General features: G+C 66.8%; 23 protein-coding genes. 10 read left to right on the forward strand and 13 right to left on the reverse strand.

All coding sequences use genetic code 11. The features are described from left to right. The coding region (locus ACXIQ9_RS12025) for an iron uptake porin (protein ID WP_459016780.1) at positions 1 to 1,461 on the forward strand (1,461 nt) is incomplete at its 5' end. A gap of 85 nt (positions 1,462 to 1,546) precedes the next feature. Beyond that, positions 1,547 to 2,233: a J domain-containing protein gene (locus tag ACXIQ9_RS12030; protein WP_459016781.1), complete on the forward strand. Its 687-nt coding sequence runs from the start codon at positions 1,547 to 1,549 to the stop codon at positions 2,231 to 2,233. Here ACXIQ9_RS12030 and ndhO read toward each other — a convergent pair. Further along, positions 2,230 to 2,454 carry an NAD(P)H-quinone oxidoreductase subunit O gene (gene ndhO / locus ACXIQ9_RS12035; RefSeq protein ID WP_247476935.1) on the reverse strand — a complete coding sequence of 75 codons (225 nt, stop codon included), beginning with the start codon at positions 2,452 to 2,454 and terminating at the stop codon, positions 2,230 to 2,232. The two genes, ACXIQ9_RS12030 and ndhO, sit on opposite strands and share 4 nt — an antisense overlap. Positions 2,455 to 2,544: 90 nt before the next feature. Between ndhO and ACXIQ9_RS12040 the strand changes: the two genes are divergently transcribed. After that, on the forward strand, positions 2,545 to 3,474 hold the full coding sequence (locus ACXIQ9_RS12040) for a TIGR01777 family oxidoreductase (RefSeq protein WP_459016782.1): 930 nt from the start codon (positions 2,545 to 2,547) through the stop codon (positions 3,472 to 3,474). On the opposite strand, the gene ACXIQ9_RS12045 is transcribed toward ACXIQ9_RS12040, so the two are convergent. From ACXIQ9_RS12045 to ACXIQ9_RS12060, 4 genes are read right to left on the reverse strand one after another with little or no spacing between them, the layout of a single operon-like run. Continuing rightward, positions 3,443 to 3,718, reverse strand: coding sequence for a hypothetical protein (locus ACXIQ9_RS12045; protein WP_010313244.1), 276 nt, complete (start codon positions 3,716 to 3,718; stop codon positions 3,443 to 3,445). The two genes, ACXIQ9_RS12040 and ACXIQ9_RS12045, sit on opposite strands and share 32 nt — an antisense overlap. Continuing rightward, positions 3,711 to 4,934, reverse strand: a complete 1,224-nt coding sequence (locus ACXIQ9_RS12050) for a lipid-A-disaccharide synthase-related protein (protein ID WP_459016784.1) — start codon at positions 4,932 to 4,934, stop codon at positions 3,711 to 3,713. The genes ACXIQ9_RS12045 and ACXIQ9_RS12050 overlap by 8 nt, the downstream gene beginning before the upstream one ends. Further along, complete coding sequence (locus tag ACXIQ9_RS12055; protein WP_459016785.1) at positions 4,934 to 5,356, reverse strand: hypothetical protein; 423 nt, start codon at positions 5,354 to 5,356, stop codon at positions 4,934 to 4,936. Before ACXIQ9_RS12055 ends, ACXIQ9_RS12050 begins: the two co-directional genes overlap by 1 nt. 48 nt (positions 5,357 to 5,404) lie before the next feature. Next, positions 5,405 to 5,800 (reverse strand): HesB/IscA family protein, encoded by a 396-nt coding sequence (locus ACXIQ9_RS12060; RefSeq protein ID WP_010313238.1) that lies wholly within the window; start codon positions 5,798 to 5,800, stop codon positions 5,405 to 5,407. A 95-nt stretch (positions 5,801 to 5,895) separates the two neighbouring features. Here ACXIQ9_RS12060 and zds point away from each other — a divergent pair, with 95 nt between their 5' ends. The 3 genes from zds to ACXIQ9_RS12075 are packed head-to-tail and all read left to right on the forward strand — an operon-like array spanning position 5,896 to position 8,313. Further along, entirely contained in the window at positions 5,896 to 7,371 is a 1,476-nt protein-coding gene (gene zds / locus ACXIQ9_RS12065) for a 9,9'-di-cis-zeta-carotene desaturase (protein ID WP_296416339.1), read from the forward strand. Between the two features lie 5 nt (positions 7,372 to 7,376). Then, positions 7,377 to 7,832, forward strand: a complete 456-nt coding sequence (locus ACXIQ9_RS12070; RefSeq protein ID WP_010313234.1) for an SRPBCC family protein — start codon at positions 7,377 to 7,379, stop codon at positions 7,830 to 7,832. After that, positions 7,813 to 8,313, forward strand: coding sequence for a hypothetical protein (locus ACXIQ9_RS12075; RefSeq protein WP_459016786.1), 501 nt, complete (start codon positions 7,813 to 7,815; stop codon positions 8,311 to 8,313). The genes ACXIQ9_RS12070 and ACXIQ9_RS12075 overlap by 20 nt, the downstream gene beginning before the upstream one ends. On the opposite strand, the gene ACXIQ9_RS12080 is transcribed toward ACXIQ9_RS12075, so the two are convergent. Genes ACXIQ9_RS12080 through ACXIQ9_RS12100 form a run of 5 tightly spaced genes read right to left on the reverse strand, consistent with a single transcriptional unit; the run spans position 8,303 to position 12,534 of the window. Continuing rightward, positions 8,303 to 9,088 (reverse strand): uroporphyrinogen-III synthase, encoded by a 786-nt coding sequence (locus ACXIQ9_RS12080; RefSeq protein WP_459016787.1) that lies wholly within the window; start codon positions 9,086 to 9,088, stop codon positions 8,303 to 8,305. The two genes, ACXIQ9_RS12075 and ACXIQ9_RS12080, sit on opposite strands and share 11 nt — an antisense overlap. A gap of 3 nt (positions 9,089 to 9,091) precedes the next feature. Next, entirely contained in the window at positions 9,092 to 10,285 is a 1,194-nt protein-coding gene (locus tag ACXIQ9_RS12085; RefSeq protein WP_459016788.1) for a glycosyltransferase family 2 protein, read from the reverse strand. Between the two features lie 53 nt (positions 10,286 to 10,338). Beyond that, a complete protein-coding gene (locus tag ACXIQ9_RS12090; RefSeq protein WP_459016789.1) occupies positions 10,339 to 11,928 on the reverse strand; it encodes a glycoside hydrolase family 3 N-terminal domain-containing protein in 1,590 nt (529 codons plus the stop codon). Continuing rightward, on the reverse strand, positions 11,915 to 12,325 hold the full coding sequence (gene rbfA, locus ACXIQ9_RS12095; RefSeq protein WP_247476954.1) for a 30S ribosome-binding factor RbfA: 411 nt from the start codon (positions 12,323 to 12,325) through the stop codon (positions 11,915 to 11,917). The genes ACXIQ9_RS12090 and rbfA overlap by 14 nt, the downstream gene beginning before the upstream one ends. A 2-nt stretch (positions 12,326 to 12,327) precedes the next feature. Continuing rightward, complete coding sequence (locus ACXIQ9_RS12100) at positions 12,328 to 12,534, reverse strand: DUF751 family protein (protein WP_010313223.1); 207 nt, start codon at positions 12,532 to 12,534, stop codon at positions 12,328 to 12,330. An 80-nt stretch (positions 12,535 to 12,614) separates the two neighbouring features. Between ACXIQ9_RS12100 and ACXIQ9_RS12105 the strand changes: the two genes are divergently transcribed. Beyond that, on the forward strand, positions 12,615 to 13,325 hold the full coding sequence (locus tag ACXIQ9_RS12105; RefSeq protein WP_459016790.1) for a glutathione S-transferase family protein: 711 nt from the start codon (positions 12,615 to 12,617) through the stop codon (positions 13,323 to 13,325). Here the strand turns inward: ACXIQ9_RS12105 and ACXIQ9_RS12110 are convergent. Next, complete coding sequence (locus tag ACXIQ9_RS12110; protein WP_459016791.1) at positions 13,322 to 13,966, reverse strand: DUF6816 family protein; 645 nt, start codon at positions 13,964 to 13,966, stop codon at positions 13,322 to 13,324. The two genes, ACXIQ9_RS12105 and ACXIQ9_RS12110, sit on opposite strands and share 4 nt — an antisense overlap. A 49-nt stretch (positions 13,967 to 14,015) precedes the next feature. On the opposite strand from ACXIQ9_RS12110, the gene ACXIQ9_RS12115 reads away from it, so the two are divergent. Next, a complete protein-coding gene (locus tag ACXIQ9_RS12115) occupies positions 14,016 to 14,285 on the forward strand; it encodes a CRR7 family NDH-1 assembly protein (RefSeq protein WP_247476960.1) in 270 nt (89 codons plus the stop codon). On the opposite strand, the gene ACXIQ9_RS12120 is transcribed toward ACXIQ9_RS12115, so the two are convergent. After that, a complete protein-coding gene (locus ACXIQ9_RS12120; RefSeq protein WP_459016792.1) occupies positions 14,282 to 14,905 on the reverse strand; it encodes a shikimate kinase in 624 nt (207 codons plus the stop codon). The genes ACXIQ9_RS12115 and ACXIQ9_RS12120 overlap by 4 nt on opposite strands. Before the next feature lie 58 nt (positions 14,906 to 14,963). On the opposite strand from ACXIQ9_RS12120, the gene ACXIQ9_RS12125 reads away from it, so the two are divergent. Together ACXIQ9_RS12125 and ACXIQ9_RS12130 are read left to right on the forward strand one after the other, a co-directional pair. Then, complete coding sequence (locus ACXIQ9_RS12125; RefSeq protein WP_459016793.1) at positions 14,964 to 15,920, forward strand: 6-carboxytetrahydropterin synthase; 957 nt, start codon at positions 14,964 to 14,966, stop codon at positions 15,918 to 15,920. Beyond that, positions 15,907 to 16,539: a dihydrofolate reductase family protein gene (locus ACXIQ9_RS12130; protein WP_459016794.1), complete on the forward strand. Its 633-nt coding sequence runs from the start codon at positions 15,907 to 15,909 to the stop codon at positions 16,537 to 16,539. Before ACXIQ9_RS12125 ends, ACXIQ9_RS12130 begins: the two co-directional genes overlap by 14 nt. Here the strand turns inward: ACXIQ9_RS12130 and ACXIQ9_RS12135 are convergent. Beyond that, entirely contained in the window at positions 16,524 to 16,877 is a 354-nt protein-coding gene (locus ACXIQ9_RS12135) for a hypothetical protein (RefSeq protein WP_459016795.1), read from the reverse strand. The two genes, ACXIQ9_RS12130 and ACXIQ9_RS12135, sit on opposite strands and share 16 nt — an antisense overlap. Positions 16,878 to 16,908: the final 31 nt, after the last annotated feature.

Genomic DNA, 16,908 nt, shown 5'->3' on the forward strand with positions numbered 1-16,908 from the left:
GAGCGCTACGGCTGCGTCGCTGGTTACCCCAACGGCACCTACCGCGGCAACCGTGCGATGACCCGCTATGAAGCGGCCGCACTGCTGAACGCTTGCCTCGACCGGATCACTGAATTGACCGACGAGCTGAAGCGCCTGATGAAGGAATTCGAGCGTGAGCTCGCCATCACCCGCGGCCGTGTCGATGGCCTCGAGGCCAAGGTTGGTGAACTGCAGGCGACCCAGTTCTCCACCACCACAAAGCTGCGTGGTTTCACTCGATTCGTTGTGGGTGCGAATAGCTTCACCGGCACGAATACGGCCGCTGGTGATGTAGGAACTCCCTACACAACGGCGTTTAAAAAAGCGAATCGTGGTGCCACCACGTTTAACTACGACCAGCGCCTCTATCTCGACACCAGCTTCACCGGTAAGGACCTGCTGCGCACTCTCTTGCGCGCCGGTAATTTCCAAGAAAGCGCCTACAACTACGGTCTGCTCAAGCTCGATCCGGCCTTCCAGGAGCCGGCTGGTGCCAACGTCGTTGGCGTGAACCGTCTCTTCTACGCCTTCCCTGTGGGCGAGAGGCTCAAGTTCAACGTCGGTGCTCGGGTTCGTATTGACGACCCCGGCATGCTCGCCATCGGCGTTCCTTCGGTCTACAAGCCGGGTCTGCTGGACTTCTTCACCCGCGCGGGCTCACCGGGCGTCTACAACAAGAGCGGTTTCGGTGCCGGCTTTGGTGGCACCTACAAAAAGCTGCTTGGCATCAAAGGCCTCGCCATCAGCAGCAACTACGTCTCCGCTGATGGGTCCGACGGCAACCCCAGCACCGGCGGCATCATGACCAATGGCTCAAACAGCGTCTCGGTGACGCAGTTGGGCTACCTGGGTCAGAACACCCCGCTGATCGGTGGCAACTACGGCATCGCTGCGGCCTACACCTATGCCCAGAACTCCAAGCTGCACCGCGCCACCCCCTACGGCTTCGATGTCGGCCGCACCGGCGCCAACAACAGCTATGGCGTTAGCGGTTACTGGATCCCCGAGAACACCGGTTGGATCCCAACCGTGAGCCTCGGCTGGGGTTCCACCAACTCGGAGAATGCCACCTTCCGCGGTATCCCCTACCGCACCGACAACTGGGCCAAGACCCAGTCCTGGATGGTTGGTCTGCAGTGGAACGATGCCCTGCGTAAGGGTAATAAGGCCGGCATGGCCGTTGGTCAGGCTCCCTACGTGAGCGATAACGGCGGCGGCTCCATCGGCACCGTCGCTGGAGCCAGCACCCCGATGGACTCCAACACCATGTGGGAGTGGTGGTACGAGTACCAGGTCTCCGACAACATCTCGGTCAAGCCGGCCCTGTACTACATCAACAACCTCGACGGTCAGTACGGCAAGTACAACACCAGCAGCGGTGCGTACAACGCCAAGGACAACGTCTTTGGCGGCCTGGTGATGACCACCTTCCGCTTCTGATTGTCCTCAGATCACCCCGGGCCCTCCGCCTTTGGCGGGGGGCTTTTTGCTGTTTAAGGATGGGTGCAGCTCTGGCCTGAGATGCATGCCCCAGTCCACCCGCGATCCCTATGCGGTGCTCGGTGTGGCGGCTTCAGCCAGTGGCGCGGAGATCAAGGCGGCCTACCGGGCTTTGGTCAAACAGCACCACCCCGATGCCGGGGGAGATGAAGAGGCGATCCTGGCGATCAATGCGGCCTGGGAGGTCCTGCGGGATCGGGAGCGCCGCGCTGAACACGACCGCCACCGCGTCGTCAGCAGCCATGAATCCACGGTGCGCTCCGCAGCGGCGGGCCGGGCGGCCCGCAAGGCCACGGCGGAATCAGCTCGCGGTGATGAGGCCCTGCTGCTCTGGCTGCAGACGGTCTACGGACCCATCGATCGCTTGCTGGGTCAGGTGATCAATCCCTTCCCTGCTGAATTCAAGGCGCTCTCGGCCGACCCCTACGACGACCAACTGATGGAGGCCTTCTGCAGCTACCTCGAGCAGAGCCAGGCCAAGCTCGAGAAGGTGGAGACGCTCTATCGGTCGATGGCCGCACCGGCCTCAGCCCAGGGCTTCAGCCTGAGCGTCTACCACTGTCTCTCCCAGGTCAAGGACGCCGTGGTCGAACTGGAGCGCTACACCATGGGCTACGTCGACAACTACCTCCACGACGGCCGCGAGATGTTGCGGGAAGCCAAACAACGGCGCACCCGGCTGCAGGCAGAGCGCCGGCGACTGGACCTTTAGTTGAAGGCTTCCAGCTGATCCAGTCGCAGCCAGACATCGGGCACCGGACGGCGATAGCGCAGTTGGGCGTAGTCCCCCTTCACCAGCAGCACCTCAGCCGGGCCCTCGAAGAGGTAGTCCGGAGCAGTGGTGTCGCTGGCCTTGGACTCCAGGCTGCCGCCGTAGGCCGCGCGATTCACCTTCACCAGCGCCCCTTTCTTGATGGCGGTCGCTTCGGCCATGGCAATGAGGTCGGGTAGCCGACAGGCTAGTTCCCGCTCGGAGTTCCAGAGGGTCCCTAGCCTTGGCCCCAGTTCAAGGGCTCTTGGCGCGTGCGGATTCTGCTGGTGGGGTGCAGTGGTTTTGTCGGCCGGGCCCTGGTGCCGCAGCTGCTCGCGGCGGGTCATCAATTGGTGCTGCTCAGCCGCTCCAGTGCGCCTCTGGCGTCAGTGCAGTCCCCCCAACTGCAGCGTCTTCAGGCGGACCCCGCTCAGGCGGCCAGCTGGCAGTTGCCCGCGGTGCAAGAGGCCCTGGCCTCCAGTGAGGCGGTGATCAACCTGGCGGGTGAGCCCATCGCCGAGAAGCGTTGGAGCGACGCCCACCGGGCCCTGCTCAGCAGCAGCCGCATCCACACCACCCGTGCCCTGGTGGCTGCCATGCAGGCGCTCCCCGAAGGCCAGCGCCCCCAGACCCTGATCAGTGGCTCGGCCATCGGCTACTACGGCACCAGCGAGACCGGGCGCTTCAGCGAAACCAGCCCCGCGGGCAGTGACTTCCTGGCCGGGCTCTGCCAGGCCTGGGAGAAGGAAGCCGAGGCGGCCTCAAGCGTTGCTCGCGTCGTGGTTCTGCGGATCGGGATTGTCCTCGGCGCCGACGGCGGTGCCCTGGGCAAGATGCTGCCGGTCTTCCGGATGGGCTTTGGCGGACCGATTGGCAACGGCCAACAGTGGATGAGCTGGATCACCCGCCAGGACCTCTGCCGCCTGATCGCCGAGGCCCTGGCCAATCCCGCCTATCAGGGTGCCTACAACGCGGTGGCCCCAGCCCCCTGCAGCATGGCCCGCTTCGCTGCGGCCCTCGGTCAGGCCCTCGGGCGCCCCAGCCTGCTGCCGGTGCCATCGCCGATCCTGCAGCTGCTGCTCGGCGATGGCGCCAAGGTGGTGCTCGAAGGTCAGCAGGTCCTGCCGGAGCGCCTGCAGCAGCAGGGCTTTGTCTTTGAAGACGGGGAGCTCAGCGCTGCTCTCGAGCGCGCCACCACTTGAGCGCCCAGCCCAGGATCCCGCTGAGGATCGCCGCTCCCATCAGCAGTCCGATGGCTGGGGTGAAGAGCGGCTCCCAGAGGGTCTGAAACAGGTTCAGGGGTGCCTCGATGCCGCGGCTGTGGCAGACCACCGCCACCCCAAACCAGATGGCGCCGGCGATCACCACGAAAACGTCCGCCACCAGCACCGCATCCAGATAGCCCTTGAGGCGTTGGCCGGTGCTGGGTGGGGTCGCTTCAGCCATGGCGCTGCGCCAGACGCTCCAACAAATCAGCGCTCATCTTGGCGGCACCGCCGCCGCTGCCGATCCGCTCCTCGCCAAGCTGCCGCAGTTCCTCATGCCAGCGCTGATCGCTCAGCAGCCGGTTCAGCAGTTGCTCCAGCAGCTCAGCGGTGCCCCGCAGTTGGGCATCGCTTCCCCCACTGCCGGGGGCACAGAACAGTCCCGGCCCCAGCAGACGCCGCTGGGCCTCAGCGAAGTTCTCGGTGAATTGCGGCCCCTCTCCGACGAGCTGCAGCACCGGTTTGCCGAGCCCCACGCACTGCTCGGCAGCAGTTCCGGTCATCGAGAGCAGCAGGTCGCACTGTTGGATCACGGCGGCGAAGCGCCCCCACTCCAGTTGCAGGTGCAAGGGGCCCCGCTGCAAGCTGCAGCGGCTGCTGCTCTCCAGTTCCAGACGCCAGCCCAGGCGACTGGCCAGGGGGGCGACCTCCTGGGGCGTCAGTTTCCCCACCAGGGCAGCGTGTAATCCCAACCGTTGCGGCGGACGTAGGGCTTCGGGCAGGCGCTCGAGCACCCGCAGCATCAGCTCGAGGTTGTGCAGGGCCTCCGGCAGGCGGCTGCCGGGCAGCAGCCCCAGCCGCTGGCGCGGGGCACCGGCGAGGCCTTCGCTGGCGCCCAGGGCCCCATCAAAGAAGGGGTTGCCAAAAAACTGCACCGGCCGCTGCAGCTGCTCACTGAGGTCACTGGCGGTCAACTGATCGCGGCTGTAGATCGCCAGCGAGCGCTTGGACTTGAGGCAGCCGCCGCAGGGCCAGGGCAGCTGCAGGCGTCCCTCGTAGTGACTGGAGTAGGCCACCAGGTACGTCGCCATCGGCCGGCGGCTCAACCAGGCCGCCAGCACCGGGATGACATCCCCCACCACCAGAATCAGGTCGTAGCGATGGCCAATGCGCAGCAGCAGCAGTAGCCGGCTGAGCAGGTAAAGCACCTGCCCTTGCACGACCTCGGTGATGCGTCCGATCAGGCTGGTGTAGCCCAGTCCTCCAGTGCTGTATTCGCGGGTCTTCCCTCGCGTGGTGATACCCGCCTGGACGTAGGCCTGGCCGTGGCCCACAAGGGGCAGGGCTTCAACGCTGCAGCCTTGATGCTGGAGCGCTGTTCCGATCAGGGCGCCGCTGAGGTCTTCGCCGTGGCCGTTGCTCAGCAGCAGAACGCGCCGCTGACCCTGCTGATCCATCAACCGTGCAGCCAAGCTTTGACCTTCTGCAGGGCCTGCCAGTCGGGGCGACGGGCCAGGCCATCGGCGATGGAGTTGTCCAGTTCTTCGCCGATCTCAGGGGCCATCAGCCGCACGCGCTGAACCAGCTCGATGTGCTCCCGCACCCCTTTGACGTTGTTCTCGAGCATCGCCAGGCTCAGGTTGATCCGGGCCTGGGGGTCCTGGGGGTTGAGCTTGACCGCCATCCGGGCCGAGCGCAGGGCCGTTTGCACCTGGTTGTCCAGCAGTTGCAGCCAGGCCAGGCAGGTCCAGCCCGCAGACAGCCGAGGGTCCTGTTGGGTGATCTCCTGGAAACTGGCGATCACCTCAGACAGCGGAGCGCCCTCGTTGTAGCTCTTCAGGGCCTGCTCAAACAGAGAGGGCGCGTCAGTGGCGGTCATGGCGGAGGGCGTGCCGTTTCGTGAGCTCAGATTCGCACCCGAGGGGGATCAGACCGCGAAGGAGCTGCCGCAGCCACAGGTTTGGGTGGCGTTGGGGTTGGTGAAGTTGAAGCCCCCACCGATGAGCGCGCTGGAGAAGTCCAGCTGCATTCCATAGATGTAGAGGAGGCTCTTGGGGTCGCTCACCACGGTGAAGCTGGGGGCGCCGCTGGGCTCGTAGATGTAGCGCTCATCGTCCTCGCGGATCTCGCTGCCATCGATGAAATCCATCGTGTAGCTCATGCCGCTGCAGCCGCCGGAGCGCACGCCGACGCGGAGCACCTTCCCCTCCCCTTGGGCCGGAAGCAGGGTGGCCAGCTGCTTCATCGCCGGCTCGGTGATCAGGATTCCCTTGCCGTCCTTGCCGGTGTGGGTCGCGACTGGAGTGGCGGTCTCGCTGGTCATCGGGGCCATGCCTATGCACCCACTGTATGGAGGCTCTCCTCCCCCTGCCGAGACGCCCGTCTCCATAGAGTCACCCCATTCGTGGGAGAACAAGGGTGCGGGTCGCCATCGTGGGTGCGGGTCTGGCCGGATTGGCGGCGGCGGTGGATCTGGTGGAGGCTGGCCACCAGGTGGACCTCTATGAGGCGCGCCCGTTCATGGGCGGCAAGGTCGGCAGCTGGGTGGATGACGGCGGCAACCACATTGAGATGGGCCTGCACGTCTTCTTCTTTAACTACGCCAATCTCTTCGCCCTGCTGCGCAAGGTGGGGGCGATCGACAATCTGCTCCCCAAGGACCACACCCACCTGTTCGTCAATTCGGGTGGGGATCTGCGGGAGCTGGATTTCCGCTTTGCACTCGGCGCACCTTTTAACGGCCTGAAGGCCTTCTTCACCACGCCGCAGCTCGACTGGCTGGACAAGCTGCGCAATGCTCTGGCCCTGGGCACCAGCCCGATCGTCCGCGGTCTGGTGGATTACGAGGGGGCGATGAAGGTGATTCGCGATCTCGATCGCATCAGCTTCCAGCAGTGGTTCCTGGGCCACGGCGGCAGCGAGCAGAGCATTCGCCGCATGTGGAATCCGATCGCCTACGCCCTGGGCTTCATCGATTGCGAGGCGATCTCGGCCCGCTGCATGCTGACCATCTTCATGATGTTCGCGGCCAAAACCGAGGCCTCCAAGCTCAACCTGCTGAAGGGTTCACCCCACCGCTGGCTCACCGGCCCGATCCTCGAGTACATCCAGGAGCGAGGCGCGCGCTTGCATCTGCGCCACCGGGTCACCGAGGTCCAGTTTGAAGAGGTCGCCGGCGAGACCCGCGTCACCGGCTTGACCCTCGGCACCCCTGATGGTGATCTCAAGGTCGAGGCCGACACCTACCTGGCGGCCTGCGACGTCCCTGGTATTCAGCGGATGGTGCCTGAGTCCTGGCGCCGTTGGCCCCTGTTCGACAACCTCTACAAGCTCGAGGCAGTCCCCGTCGCCACGGTCCAACTCCGCTACGACGGCTGGGTGACCGAACTGGGTGATTCCCCCATGGCCGAGGCCGCCCGCCGGGATGTGGCCCGTCCCGCCGGTTTGGACAACTTGCTCTACACGGCGGATGCGGACTTCAGCTGCTTCGCCGACCTGGCCCTGGCCAGTCCCGTGGACTACCGCAAGGAGGGGGTGGGTTCCCTGCTGCAGTGCGTGCTGACCCCCGGTGATCCCTGGATTCCCAAGAAAACCGAGGAGATCGTCGCGGCGACCGACGCCCAGGTCCGGCGCCTATTCCCCTCGGCCAAAAACCTGAACCTGGTCTGGAGCAACGTCGTCAAGTTGGCCCAGTCCCTCTACCGCGAGGCCCCGGGGATGGAGCCCTACCGCCCGGACCAGACCACGCCGGTCACCAACTTCTTCATGGCCGGTAGTTACACCAAGCAGGACTACATCGATTCGATGGAAGGCGCCACCATGAGTGGGCGTCTTGCCGCTGCCGCGATCCTGGGTCGTCAGGCGGAGCTGGCCACCAATGCATCCGTTGCCTAGAGACCATGGGCCGTTGGCTTGAACACAGCGTCACCACCGAGGTGAAGGCCCCCGCCGAGCGGGTCTGGGCGGTCTGGAGTGACCTGGAGGCCATGCCCCGTTGGATGAACTGGATTGAGTCCGTCACCACCGAAGACGGGGACCCCGATCTCACCGACTGGACCCTGGCGGCCCAGGGATTTCGCTTCCATTGGAAGGCGCGGATTACCGAGCGGGTGGAGGCCCAACAGCTCCATTGGGAATCCGTCGGCGGCCTACCCACGAAAGGGGCCGTTCGCTTCTATCCCCAGGGCGGCGAGAGCACGGCCGTGAAGCTCAGCGTTAGCTACGAGCTGCCGGGGGTGTTGGCGCCGCTGATGGATGCCTCCATCCTGGGGGGGATCGTGACCAAGGAGCTCCAGGCCAACCTGGATCGCTTCCGCGATCTCGTCCAGAGTGGCTATGGCCAAGAGGCGCACTAACCAACTGATTGCGGTCCTGCCTGTGCTGCTGGCCTTGGCGGCCTGCGGCACAGGCGAGAGCAGCACGGCGCCCTTTGCCCCGGGAACGGCGATTCCCCCCGCCCGCGTCTCAGAGCCGACGCCGCTCACCCCATCGCCGGGCTTCATCGCGATGCCGAGCGCCCAGGAGGTGGTTCAGGCCCAACCCCATGGCCGCATTGACCCCTTCGCACCGGTCACGGCTGCGCCGGCAAGCCCCCCGAGCGAGACTCCCCAGTCGGATCTCCAGCTCACGGGCCTGATCGGCAGTGGCCGCAGCGCCCAGGCCCTGGTCTCCCTAGGTGGCCAGAGCGGCACGGTGTGCATCGGCCGTCAGGGCCTCTGCCCTGGCTCCGGTCTGCCGGCCCTGCTGCCCCCGGGCTGGACCGTGACGGGCATCGATCTGGGGCGCGGTCAATTGCACCTGAACCAGGCCGGTCAGCAGCGGGTGCTCAGTCTTTAAGGGCGAGGGCACAGGCGGCCACGAGCCCATCGAGGTCATGGGGGTTGGCCTCCGCGTCAACGCGACCCAGGAGCGCCTGGAGTGTTTTTGAGGTTTGCGGGCCAATCGAAATCAGTTGGACCCGCTCCAGCGGCTCCCTCCAGCTCGCGCCGAACTGCTGCTCCAGCAGTTGGATGGTGTGTTTCACGGTCTTGCCGCTGCTGAAGGTGATGGCATCGACCCGTCCCTCGGCGAGGGCCGTGGCGGTGGCCGCCGGCAGCGTTTTGGGGCAGCGCGATTCGTAGGCCGCCACTTCCACCACCCGTGCTCCGGCCTCGCCGAAGGCTTCCGCCAGCAGGGTGCGTCCACCGCTCTGGACCCGCGGCAGCAGCAGCCGCAGGCCCCAGCCGGAGACCGGGAAATGCTCAATCAGGCTGTCGGCGACGAAGGCCGGCGGCACGAAATCAGCGGCCGCTCCCAGCTCGTCGAGGCGCGCGGCTGTTTTGCGGCCGACCGCGGCGATCTTGAGGCTGCTGGGTCGCCGGGCCAGGCTGCTGCCCTGGCGCTGCAGCCGCTGCTCCACGGCATCGACCCCATTGCTGCTGGAGACGATCAGCCAGTGGAACTCCTCGAGCTCCGCCAGGGCGTCATCGAGGGGGCCCCACTCATCGGGCGGGCCAATCACCAGGGCGGGGAGATCGAGGACGCTGGCTCCCGCCTGCTCGAAGAGCTGCCGCGCCGTCCCCAGTTGCTGCTCAGCCCGGGTGACCGCGATGGTGCGTCCCTGCAGCGCCATCCCTCAGCCCTCGAGCTTGACCAGTTCTCCGGCTTGCTTGTGCAGCCGCTGGGCCTCCTGGGTGCGTCCCTGGTCAATCAGCAGTTGGATCGCCTCACGGAAGCTGCCGCGGGAACCATCGATGTCGCCGCCCAGCAGCAGGGCGACGGCTAGGTTCTGGTGGGTTTCGGCATGGCCGGGATTGACCCGTTTGGCTTCGCGGTAGGCCTCCAGGGCCCCGGCAAGATTGCCCTGTTTGCGGCGGATCAGGCCGAGGTTGTACCAGCCCAGGCCGATCTCAGGGGCGACGCGGGTGGCGCGGGCGCTGAGGGCTTCCGCCTCCTCCAGTTGTCCGAGCTGCAGCAGCAGGGCCGACAGGTTCAGCTGGGCTGCCAGGTTCAGGCGGGGTGCCAGGGGGATCTCTAGGGCTTGGCGGTAGTAGCGCTCCGCTTGCTGGGGGTCGCGGCTGGCTTCCGCGAGGGCCAGATGCAGCAGCAGCTCGTAGCGCTCGGGTTGGGCTTCGCTTGGGCAGTTCGCCAGGCCCTCCTGCAGCAGCTTCAGGCCCCGCTCGAGGTTGCCTTCGGCGATCTCCAGGCTGCCCAACTTGGCGCAGGCATAGGGGTCGCCGGGACGGCTCTGCAGCTCGGCCTCCATCGCCTGGCGTAACCGCTCGGGTTTGTTGCCTTGGGCCAAGAGCTCTGGGCGGTAGCCGTCGTGATCGATGGCGGGCTCGGAGCAATCGGCGATGCGCCACTGCGGCTCCTCCTTGAGCAGTTCCGCGACGCTGTCGTCAATCATCGAGTGATAGGCCCGGCTCCAGCGGATGCGCGGATGGCGGCGGAAGAGCCGACTGACGTTGGAGTAGGGCGACTGGATCGCGCCGCGCTCATGGCGCAGCAGGTTGATCACCAGCACATCCGGTTGCGCCATGAGGGCCCGCAGGGGCTTCCAGGCCTCCGGTTTGAGCCGTTCATCGGCGTCCAGCACCAGCACCCAGTCGCCTTGCACCATCTCGAGCGCTTGGTTGCGGGCGGGGGCAAAGTCCCCGGGCCACTCGATCGCCTCCACCCGGGCGCCAGCGGCCTGGGCTAAGGCGACGGTGTTGTCCTTGGAGCCGGTGTCCACCACCACCAGCTCATCGGCGAAGCCTTGGACGGACCGCAGGCAGTCCTCGATTTGTCCGGCTTCATCCCGAACGATCATCGAGAGGCTGAGCATGGTGGGTGCCGGCGGCCGCAGAAGACGGCCCGAGGCTAGTGGCAGTGGCTCGCTTAGTCGGTAAAGCCGCCCTCGAGCGCCGCCTCGGGTAACCCCAGGGCCGTGAGCACCTGGGCCTGGGCCTGGGGCATCTGAGCCGGGCTGTAGGCGGCGGGTAGATCCGGCGGCAGGAGGGGTTCGAGGGCCTGCCAGAGGTAGGGACTGCCGTAGACCGCCAGAGCCGCCAGGCGCTGGGCCGCGAGCAGTTGCCGCACCACCTGGGGCCAGGGTTCATCGCCGCCGGCACTGCCGCGGAAGGGATTCCCCCGCACCAGCAGTTGCAGCAGGACCGGGCCGTCCGGCAGGCGATCCAAGGACAGGGGTGCCTCGGGGTCTGGGCCCCAGGGGCTGGGGCTGCGGGCGTCGATCAGCCGTGGCTCATAGCCAAGGGCGGCGGGCCGCAGCAGGGCCGGCGCCACCAGGGGCAGCTGTGGCGCGTTGAGTTGGTTGTCCAGCCGGATCAGGTTCAGACCCGGTCCAGGAGGCAGCTGGCCCGGTCCTTGGCGAATCAGGCTGAGGGCGAGCAGTTCAGCGCTCAGCTGCCGCTCGCCCGGGCTGATCAGCTGCTCCAGCGGTTCCTGGGCAGGCGAGCAGCGCGCCAGGGCCTCCCGGCGTCGCTGGAGGCTGGCGTCCACGCGCGCTTGGCTGATCCGGCCGCTCTGGACCGCATCCACTAGTCCATCGAGCGCCTCCTGGGCATTGGCGGGCATCAGGATCAGATCAGCCCCCGCTTCAAAGGCGAGAACGGCCGCTTCGGCGCTGCCGTGGTGCTGGCTGATCGCCTCCATCACCAGCGCGTCGGTCACAACCAGGCCTTGGAAGCCCAGGTCCCCCCGCAGCAGCTGAGTCAGGACGGCCTTAGACAGGGTGGCCGGACGCTTGGGGTCCAGGGCCGGCAGGCGCAGGTGGGCGGTCATGACCGAGGCGACCCCAGCGCCAATCGCCTGTTGAAACGGCGGAAGTTCGATCTGATCCAGCCGCCCTCGGTCGTGGGGCAGCTCGGGTAATTCCAGGTGGGAATCGCAGCTGGTGTCGCCATGGCCGGGGAAGTGCTTGGCGCAGGCCAGTACCCCTTCGCCCTGGCAGCCCCGCACAAACGCCGCCGCCAGGGCCCCGGCCGTGCGCGCTGTTTCCCCCCAGGCCCGCACGTTGATGACCGGGTTGGCTGGGTTGTTGTTGACGTCGCAGACCGGCCCCAGGACCCAGTTCAACCCCAGCAGTCGCGCCTGCCGGCCGGTGCAGCGGCCGTAGCCCTCGGCCAGGGCCTCGGCCCGTTGCGGTTCCCGCTGATGCAGCGCACCCAGGGCCAGGGGGGGAGCGAGCCAACTGGCGCCTTCAAAGCGCTGGCCGACACCCTCCTCCACATCGGCGCAGAGCAGTAGCGGTTCGGCGGCCCAGCCTTGAAGTTGCTCGCAGCGGAGCCGCAGCTCTTCGGCGCTGCCCCCCAGCAGGATCACCCCGCCAACGCCTTCACCCAGGAGCTGGCGCAGCTCTGCGTTGCTCAGCTCCCAGCGGGGATAGCGGCGTTGATGGTCTCGGGCATGGCCGCTGCCGCGAACCACCAGCAGGCTCGCCAGCTGCCGCCGGAGCTCAGAAGCCTCCATCCTCCTGTTGGCCGGTGCCTTCAGGAACCTCGCCGCGCTCTTGGCGCTTCTCCTCGAGTTGGTTGAGCAGACCGAGCACCGAGGTGCCCTTTTCGATGCCGCGATCCAACTGGAAAATCACCTCGGGGGTGCGGCGCATGTTCAGGCGACGGCCGAGCTCCCCTTTCACGTAGTTCGAAGCCGAGCGCAGACCCTCGAGGGCTTGCTGCTGCACCTCGGCGCTGCCGTAGACGCTGACAAAAATCTTGCAGTGCTGGAGGTCGCCGGCGACATCCACATTGGTGATGCTCACCATCCCCAGGCTGACCCGCTCGTCCTTGATGCCGGTGACGAGGAGTTCACTGACCTCCCGCCGGATCAGAGCGGCCACGCGTTCTACGCGACGACCTTGCGCCATGGCTATGCGATGACCTCTGGAGTCACCATGGCACGCAGGATCAGGGTCAGGCTCAGCAGACCGCTCACCAGGGCGCCGATCAGGGCGACGGCGGTGACGGGATTGCTGCGGCGCTGGGCCAGGGGTTCCAGGACGGAGTTGGCGACGCCAAGCCCGAACGCGATCAGATAGCGCGGGTAGCGCGTGACGTTCAGAAAAAAGTCCCGCATGGGGGCTGGGGCGCTGATCAAAGAGTGCTGGCTACTCTGCCGCCAAAGGGGCACTCGCTGCCGCGCGATCCGATCGATTGATGCTGGAGCTCCATCAGTTCCGCCATTCCGCCTTCTGCGAGAAGGTCCGTTTGGTGCTCGCCTTCAAGCAGCTGAGCTTCACCCCCATTGAGGTCACGCCCGGTGTGGGTCAGGTGGACCTCTACCGGCTCTCGGGGCAGCGCCAGGTGCCGGTCCTGGTGGATGGCAGTGAGGTGATTGCCGATTCCACGGCCATCGCCCTGCACCTGGAGCAGAAGCACCCTGATCCGGCGCTGCTGCCCAGTGATCCGGCCCAGCGGGCCCAGGTGATGCTGCTGGAGGACTGGGCCGACACGGCCCTCGCGGCAGGTGCGCGCATGGCCCTGGTGCAGGCCGCCGCCAGCGATCCGGTGCTCCGCGATGGCCTGCTGCCGGAGGCCACCCCGTCGCCCTTGCGTTCCTTGGTGGGTGCCCTGCCGGGCGGGGTGCTGAGCGGTGTGGGTCAGGTGCTCGATCAGCATGTGCTGCAGCAACTGCGCAGCAGCCTTGAGCAGCTCACGGCCCTGGTGCAGGCCCAGCCCTACCTGGTGGGTGATCAGCTGAGCCTGGCCGATCTGGCCGTGATCGCCCAGCTGTCCTTGATCAAGTTCCCCAGCTCCGCCGGGAGCCCCCTGGCGGGACGCGGGGTGGCGGGGCTGGCCGACGATCCCCGTCTGGAATCCCTCTGGCTCTGGCGCGATCGCCTCGGCCTGCAGCTGGGACGTCCCTAGGGCTGGCGCTCGAGCAGCAGCGTTCCACTCCAGCTGCGCTGGGCTTCGGCCCGGAGGCCATCGGCGGGGGAGCCGTAGCTGACCTGCCATTGCCTGGCTTCGATGTGATCGGCATCGATCCGGGCGTAGCGGCTGAGGGTCTCCACTTGGCTGACCCGCGGGTCCCCTGGGCCATGCAGCACCTGCAGGCTGAGTTCATCCGCCAAAAACTGCTCCTGGGGTTGCTGCTCGCTGCGGCGGCCGATGACGGTGGATTCCAACGACTGATCCCCGCTCAAATCCGCCAATTGACGGTTGGGGTTCTGCGGATCGTTGCGAACCCGCTGCAGCTGATCGCCCAGCAGGGCGCGACCGACGGACCCGGCATTGAAGGCGCGATCGCCAACGACCCTTCCGGCGTCATCTTTGACGAAGCGCACGGCGTACTGAATCTCAGGCTCCGCGCCGCTGAGATCGCGGCTGGTGGCGCTCCAGTCCCCTTCAAACCAGGCGGGATAGATCAGATCGCGTCGCCCAGGCCGCGGCAGCGGCGCCGGCAGACTCCATTGCGGCCAGTTCTCCAGGCGTTGTTCCAGGGTTGAGGCCGCCACGGCCGGGAGGCTTCCGCTCAGCAGCACCAGCAGGATGAGGGCGAGCGGCATCGCTGGGCACGTGGCAGGCTGCCTGTGATCCTGCCGCCTGGACGGCCCGATGTCCGATCCCCTGATCCGCGAGCTGGATCACTACGTGGTGCTGGAGCCAGGGGCCCCCCAGCAACTGCTCACAGCCGAGGAGACCTTGGCTTGGTTGGAGCGTCAACTGCACTCCCTCGAGGCCATTCCCGAGGACCTCTCAGGCCTTGGCTCGACGACGGATCAGGCCCAGCGGCTGCTGGAGACGGCCTGTGAGTTGGAGCTCCAGCCGGGGATCACGGTGCAGTGGTTTGCGATCCGCCTGGAGCCACCCGGGGCCTCTAGTTAGTTGATCGAGGTTCCCACCTCGCCGGCGTCACTGGTGACCTGCAGTTGACCCAGGGGCGGTGCCGTGCGCTCCTTGATGATCGAGGGCAGCGCCTCAAGGATTTGCTGGGCCACCTGCTCGGCCGGGCGTCCGTCCTGAAGGATCTGTAGATCGGCCTGGGCGTAGAGGGGGCGGCGCTCGGCCATCAAGTTGGCGAGGCGTTCGGCGCGGTCCTCCGCTTCCATCAAGGGCCGGGGAGTTGGGTCGGCCTCGAGGCGCGCCAGCAGGATCGCGTCGGGGGCATCCAGCCAGATCACGACCCCTTGGTGCAGCTCCCCCCAGTTGGCCGGCTGGGTCACGACACCGCCGCCGGTTGCCACCACGAGGGAATGCCAGGAGGCAATTTGGTTGAGCACCGCCGACTCCAGGGCGCGAAATCCGGCTTCGCCCTCGCTGGCAAAGATCTCGGGAATGGAGCGCCCCGCCACCTGTTCCAGGCTGATGTCGGCGTCCAGGAAGCGGTACTCCAGGGCCTCGGCGAGGTGCCGGCCCACGCTGCTTTTGCCGCTGCCCATCATCCCCACTAGATAGAGGTTCAGGCCCTCCAGTCGCTGCCGCAGCTGGACTCGGGTGTCCTCCATCGGTTCGCCATCGCAAGCACCAACATTCTTAAGATGCGACCAACCGTTACTCGCTGTCATGACTCCGCCAGTGATGGCGGCGCCTCCGGCGAGCCCGGTGTCCGTCGTCTCCTCTGCCCCCCACGGTCAGGGCAGGCCCTGCGTGATCACGCGCCGGGCCACCTTCAGCTCCAGCCATCGCTATTGGCTGCCTGAGCTCAGCCCGGAGCAGAACGCAGCCCAGTTCGGGCCCTGCAGCCTGGCCCCGGGCCATGGCCACAACTATGAGTTGATCGTCGCCATGGGTGGCGGGCTCGATGCCAACGGCATGGTGCTCAACCTCTCGGACGTGAAGCACGCCATCCGCGAGCAGGTCACCGGCCAGCTCGACTTCCGCAGCCTGAACGAGGCCTGGCCGGAATTCGATCTGAGCCGTCCTGAGGGGCTCCTGCCCACCACCGAGGCCCTGGTTCTGGCCATCTGGAAGCGCCTGGCGCCCCACCTGCCCCTGATGGGGCTCCGTCTTTACGAAACCGACAAGCTCTGGGCCGATGTGCTCGGCGATTCCATGGAAGCCTTCCTGACGATCCGCACCCACTTCGCGGCAGCCCACCGCCTGGCACGACCGGAGCTGAGCTTCGAGGAGAACACCGCGATCTACGGCAAGTGCGCCCGGCCCCATGGCCACGGCCACAACTATCTGCTGGACATCACCGTTCGGGGTGCCATTGACCCCCGCACCGGCATGGTCTGCGACCTCTCGGCTCTGCAGTCAGCGGTGGACGAGCTGGTGGTGGAGCCCTTTGACCACACCTTCTTGAACAAGGACGTCGAGCACTTCTCCAGCACGGTTCCCACGGCGGAGAACATTGCGCTGCATATCGCCGATCTGCTCCAGGCCCCCGTGGCGGCCCTGGGGGCTTCGCTCCACAAGGTCCGTCTTCAGGAGAGCCCGAACAACGCCGCTGAGGTGTTCGCAGAGGTGCCCCAGCTGGGCATGAACCCCCAGGCCCTCGAAGCCCTTGCCGGCGCCTGAGCTTCGGCTGGTTCTAGCGATCAGCCTGGACGGCCGGCTCGCCCCCGCCGCTGGTGGTGCGGCCCAACTCGGAGGAACGGGAGACCGCCGTGTCCTGGAGGAGGCCCTGGCTTGGGCTGATGGTGCCCTGGTCGGCGGTAGGACCATCCGCGAACACGGCTGCACCTGCCTGATCCGTGATGCCGACCTGCTGGAGCAGCGTCAGCAGCAGGGGCGGCCTCCCCAACCCGCCGCCCTGGTGGTGAGTCGCCAGCTCAGCTGGGATCCAGCCCTGCGCCTGTTCCAGCAGCCCCTGCAGCGCTGGCTTCTGGGCCCAGGGGAGGCGGCCCCCTCAGGTTTTGACAGGTCCTTGCCGCTGCAGAACTGGCCAGACACCTTGGCGGCCTTGGCCGCCGCTGGTTTGGAGCGCCTGCTCCTCTTGGGGGGCGCTGAGTTGGCCACGCAGCTGCTGGCCGAGGGACTCGTGGATGAGTTGCAGCTGACCCTGGTGCCTCAACTGCTGGGAGGACCCCATGGCTGGGTTCAGTCCGATCGGTCCCTGGAAGCCAGTGCCTGGACGCTCGAGGAGCAGCGCTGCTTGGGCGGCGACGAGCTGCTTGTGCGCTACCGGCGCGCCTGAGCCTTGAGGCTGTTGAAGCGCTCGGCCAGGTCCCGTAGCGGCAGCTTGCCAAAGGTCTCCGGCGAGAGCCCCAGCATCCGTCCCGCGCAGCGCTTGACCACCACCTCGAGGTCATCGCCAAAGCGTCCGGCGAGCAACTCGCTGATCACCCCCAAGCTGCGGCCGCTGGATTGCGTTTCAGCTACGAGGCAGCGGCTGGTGGGGGCGGCCAGGGCCTGGCAGGCGGGGGTGAGCCGCTCGATCAGGCTTCTGTTGCCCATGGCACTCCAGCGCAGGCAGGCCTCGCTGATCCTGGCTTCGACCTGCGGGCGCATCAGGTTGAGCACGGGGCTGAGCAATCCGGCTTGGCTGGGTGCGCTCAGGGCGCCG

This window comes from Synechococcus sp. LTW-G (assembly GCF_054459035.1).

What these genes read in the sequence shown, in the direction of transcription:
- ACXIQ9_RS12030 (WP_459016781.1), top strand. Translation starts at nt 1,547, where the DNA reads ATGCCCCAGTCCACCCGCGATCCCTATGCGGTGCTCGGTGTGGCGGCT.
- ndhO (WP_247476935.1), bottom strand. Translation starts at nt 2,454, where the DNA reads ATGGCCGAAGCGACCGCCATCAAGAAAGGGGCGCTGGTGAAGGTGAAT.
- ACXIQ9_RS12045 (WP_010313244.1), bottom strand. Translation starts at nt 3,718, where the DNA reads ATGGCTGAAGCGACCCCACCCAGCACCGGCCAACGCCTCAAGGGCTAT.
- ACXIQ9_RS12050 (WP_459016784.1), bottom strand. Translation starts at nt 4,934, where the DNA reads ATGGATCAGCAGGGTCAGCGGCGCGTTCTGCTGCTGAGCAACGGCCAC.
- ACXIQ9_RS12055 (WP_459016785.1), bottom strand. Translation starts at nt 5,356, where the DNA reads ATGACCGCCACTGACGCGCCCTCTCTGTTTGAGCAGGCCCTGAAGAGC.
- ACXIQ9_RS12060 (WP_010313238.1), bottom strand. Translation starts at nt 5,800, where the DNA reads ATGACCAGCGAGACCGCCACTCCAGTCGCGACCCACACCGGCAAGGAC.
- ACXIQ9_RS12070 (WP_010313234.1), top strand. Translation starts at nt 7,377, where the DNA reads ATGGGCCGTTGGCTTGAACACAGCGTCACCACCGAGGTGAAGGCCCCC.
- ACXIQ9_RS12075 (WP_459016786.1), top strand. Translation starts at nt 7,813, where the DNA reads ATGGCCAAGAGGCGCACTAACCAACTGATTGCGGTCCTGCCTGTGCTG.
- ACXIQ9_RS12080 (WP_459016787.1), bottom strand. Translation starts at nt 9,088, where the DNA reads ATGGCGCTGCAGGGACGCACCATCGCGGTCACCCGGGCTGAGCAGCAA.
- ACXIQ9_RS12085 (WP_459016788.1), bottom strand. Translation starts at nt 10,285, where the DNA reads ATGCTCAGCCTCTCGATGATCGTTCGGGATGAAGCCGGACAAATCGAG.
- ACXIQ9_RS12090 (WP_459016789.1), bottom strand. Translation starts at nt 11,928, where the DNA reads ATGGAGGCTTCTGAGCTCCGGCGGCAGCTGGCGAGCCTGCTGGTGGTT.
- rbfA (WP_247476954.1), bottom strand. Translation starts at nt 12,325, where the DNA reads ATGGCGCAAGGTCGTCGCGTAGAACGCGTGGCCGCTCTGATCCGGCGG.
- ACXIQ9_RS12100 (WP_010313223.1), bottom strand. Translation starts at nt 12,534, where the DNA reads ATGCGGGACTTTTTTCTGAACGTCACGCGCTACCCGCGCTATCTGATC.
- ACXIQ9_RS12105 (WP_459016790.1), top strand. Translation starts at nt 12,615, where the DNA reads ATGCTGGAGCTCCATCAGTTCCGCCATTCCGCCTTCTGCGAGAAGGTC.
- ACXIQ9_RS12110 (WP_459016791.1), bottom strand. Translation starts at nt 13,966, where the DNA reads ATGCCGCTCGCCCTCATCCTGCTGGTGCTGCTGAGCGGAAGCCTCCCG.
- ACXIQ9_RS12115 (WP_247476960.1), top strand. Translation starts at nt 14,016, where the DNA reads ATGTCCGATCCCCTGATCCGCGAGCTGGATCACTACGTGGTGCTGGAG.
- ACXIQ9_RS12120 (WP_459016792.1), bottom strand. Translation starts at nt 14,905, where the DNA reads ATGGAGGACACCCGAGTCCAGCTGCGGCAGCGACTGGAGGGCCTGAAC.
- ACXIQ9_RS12125 (WP_459016793.1), top strand. Translation starts at nt 14,964, where the DNA reads ATGACTCCGCCAGTGATGGCGGCGCCTCCGGCGAGCCCGGTGTCCGTC.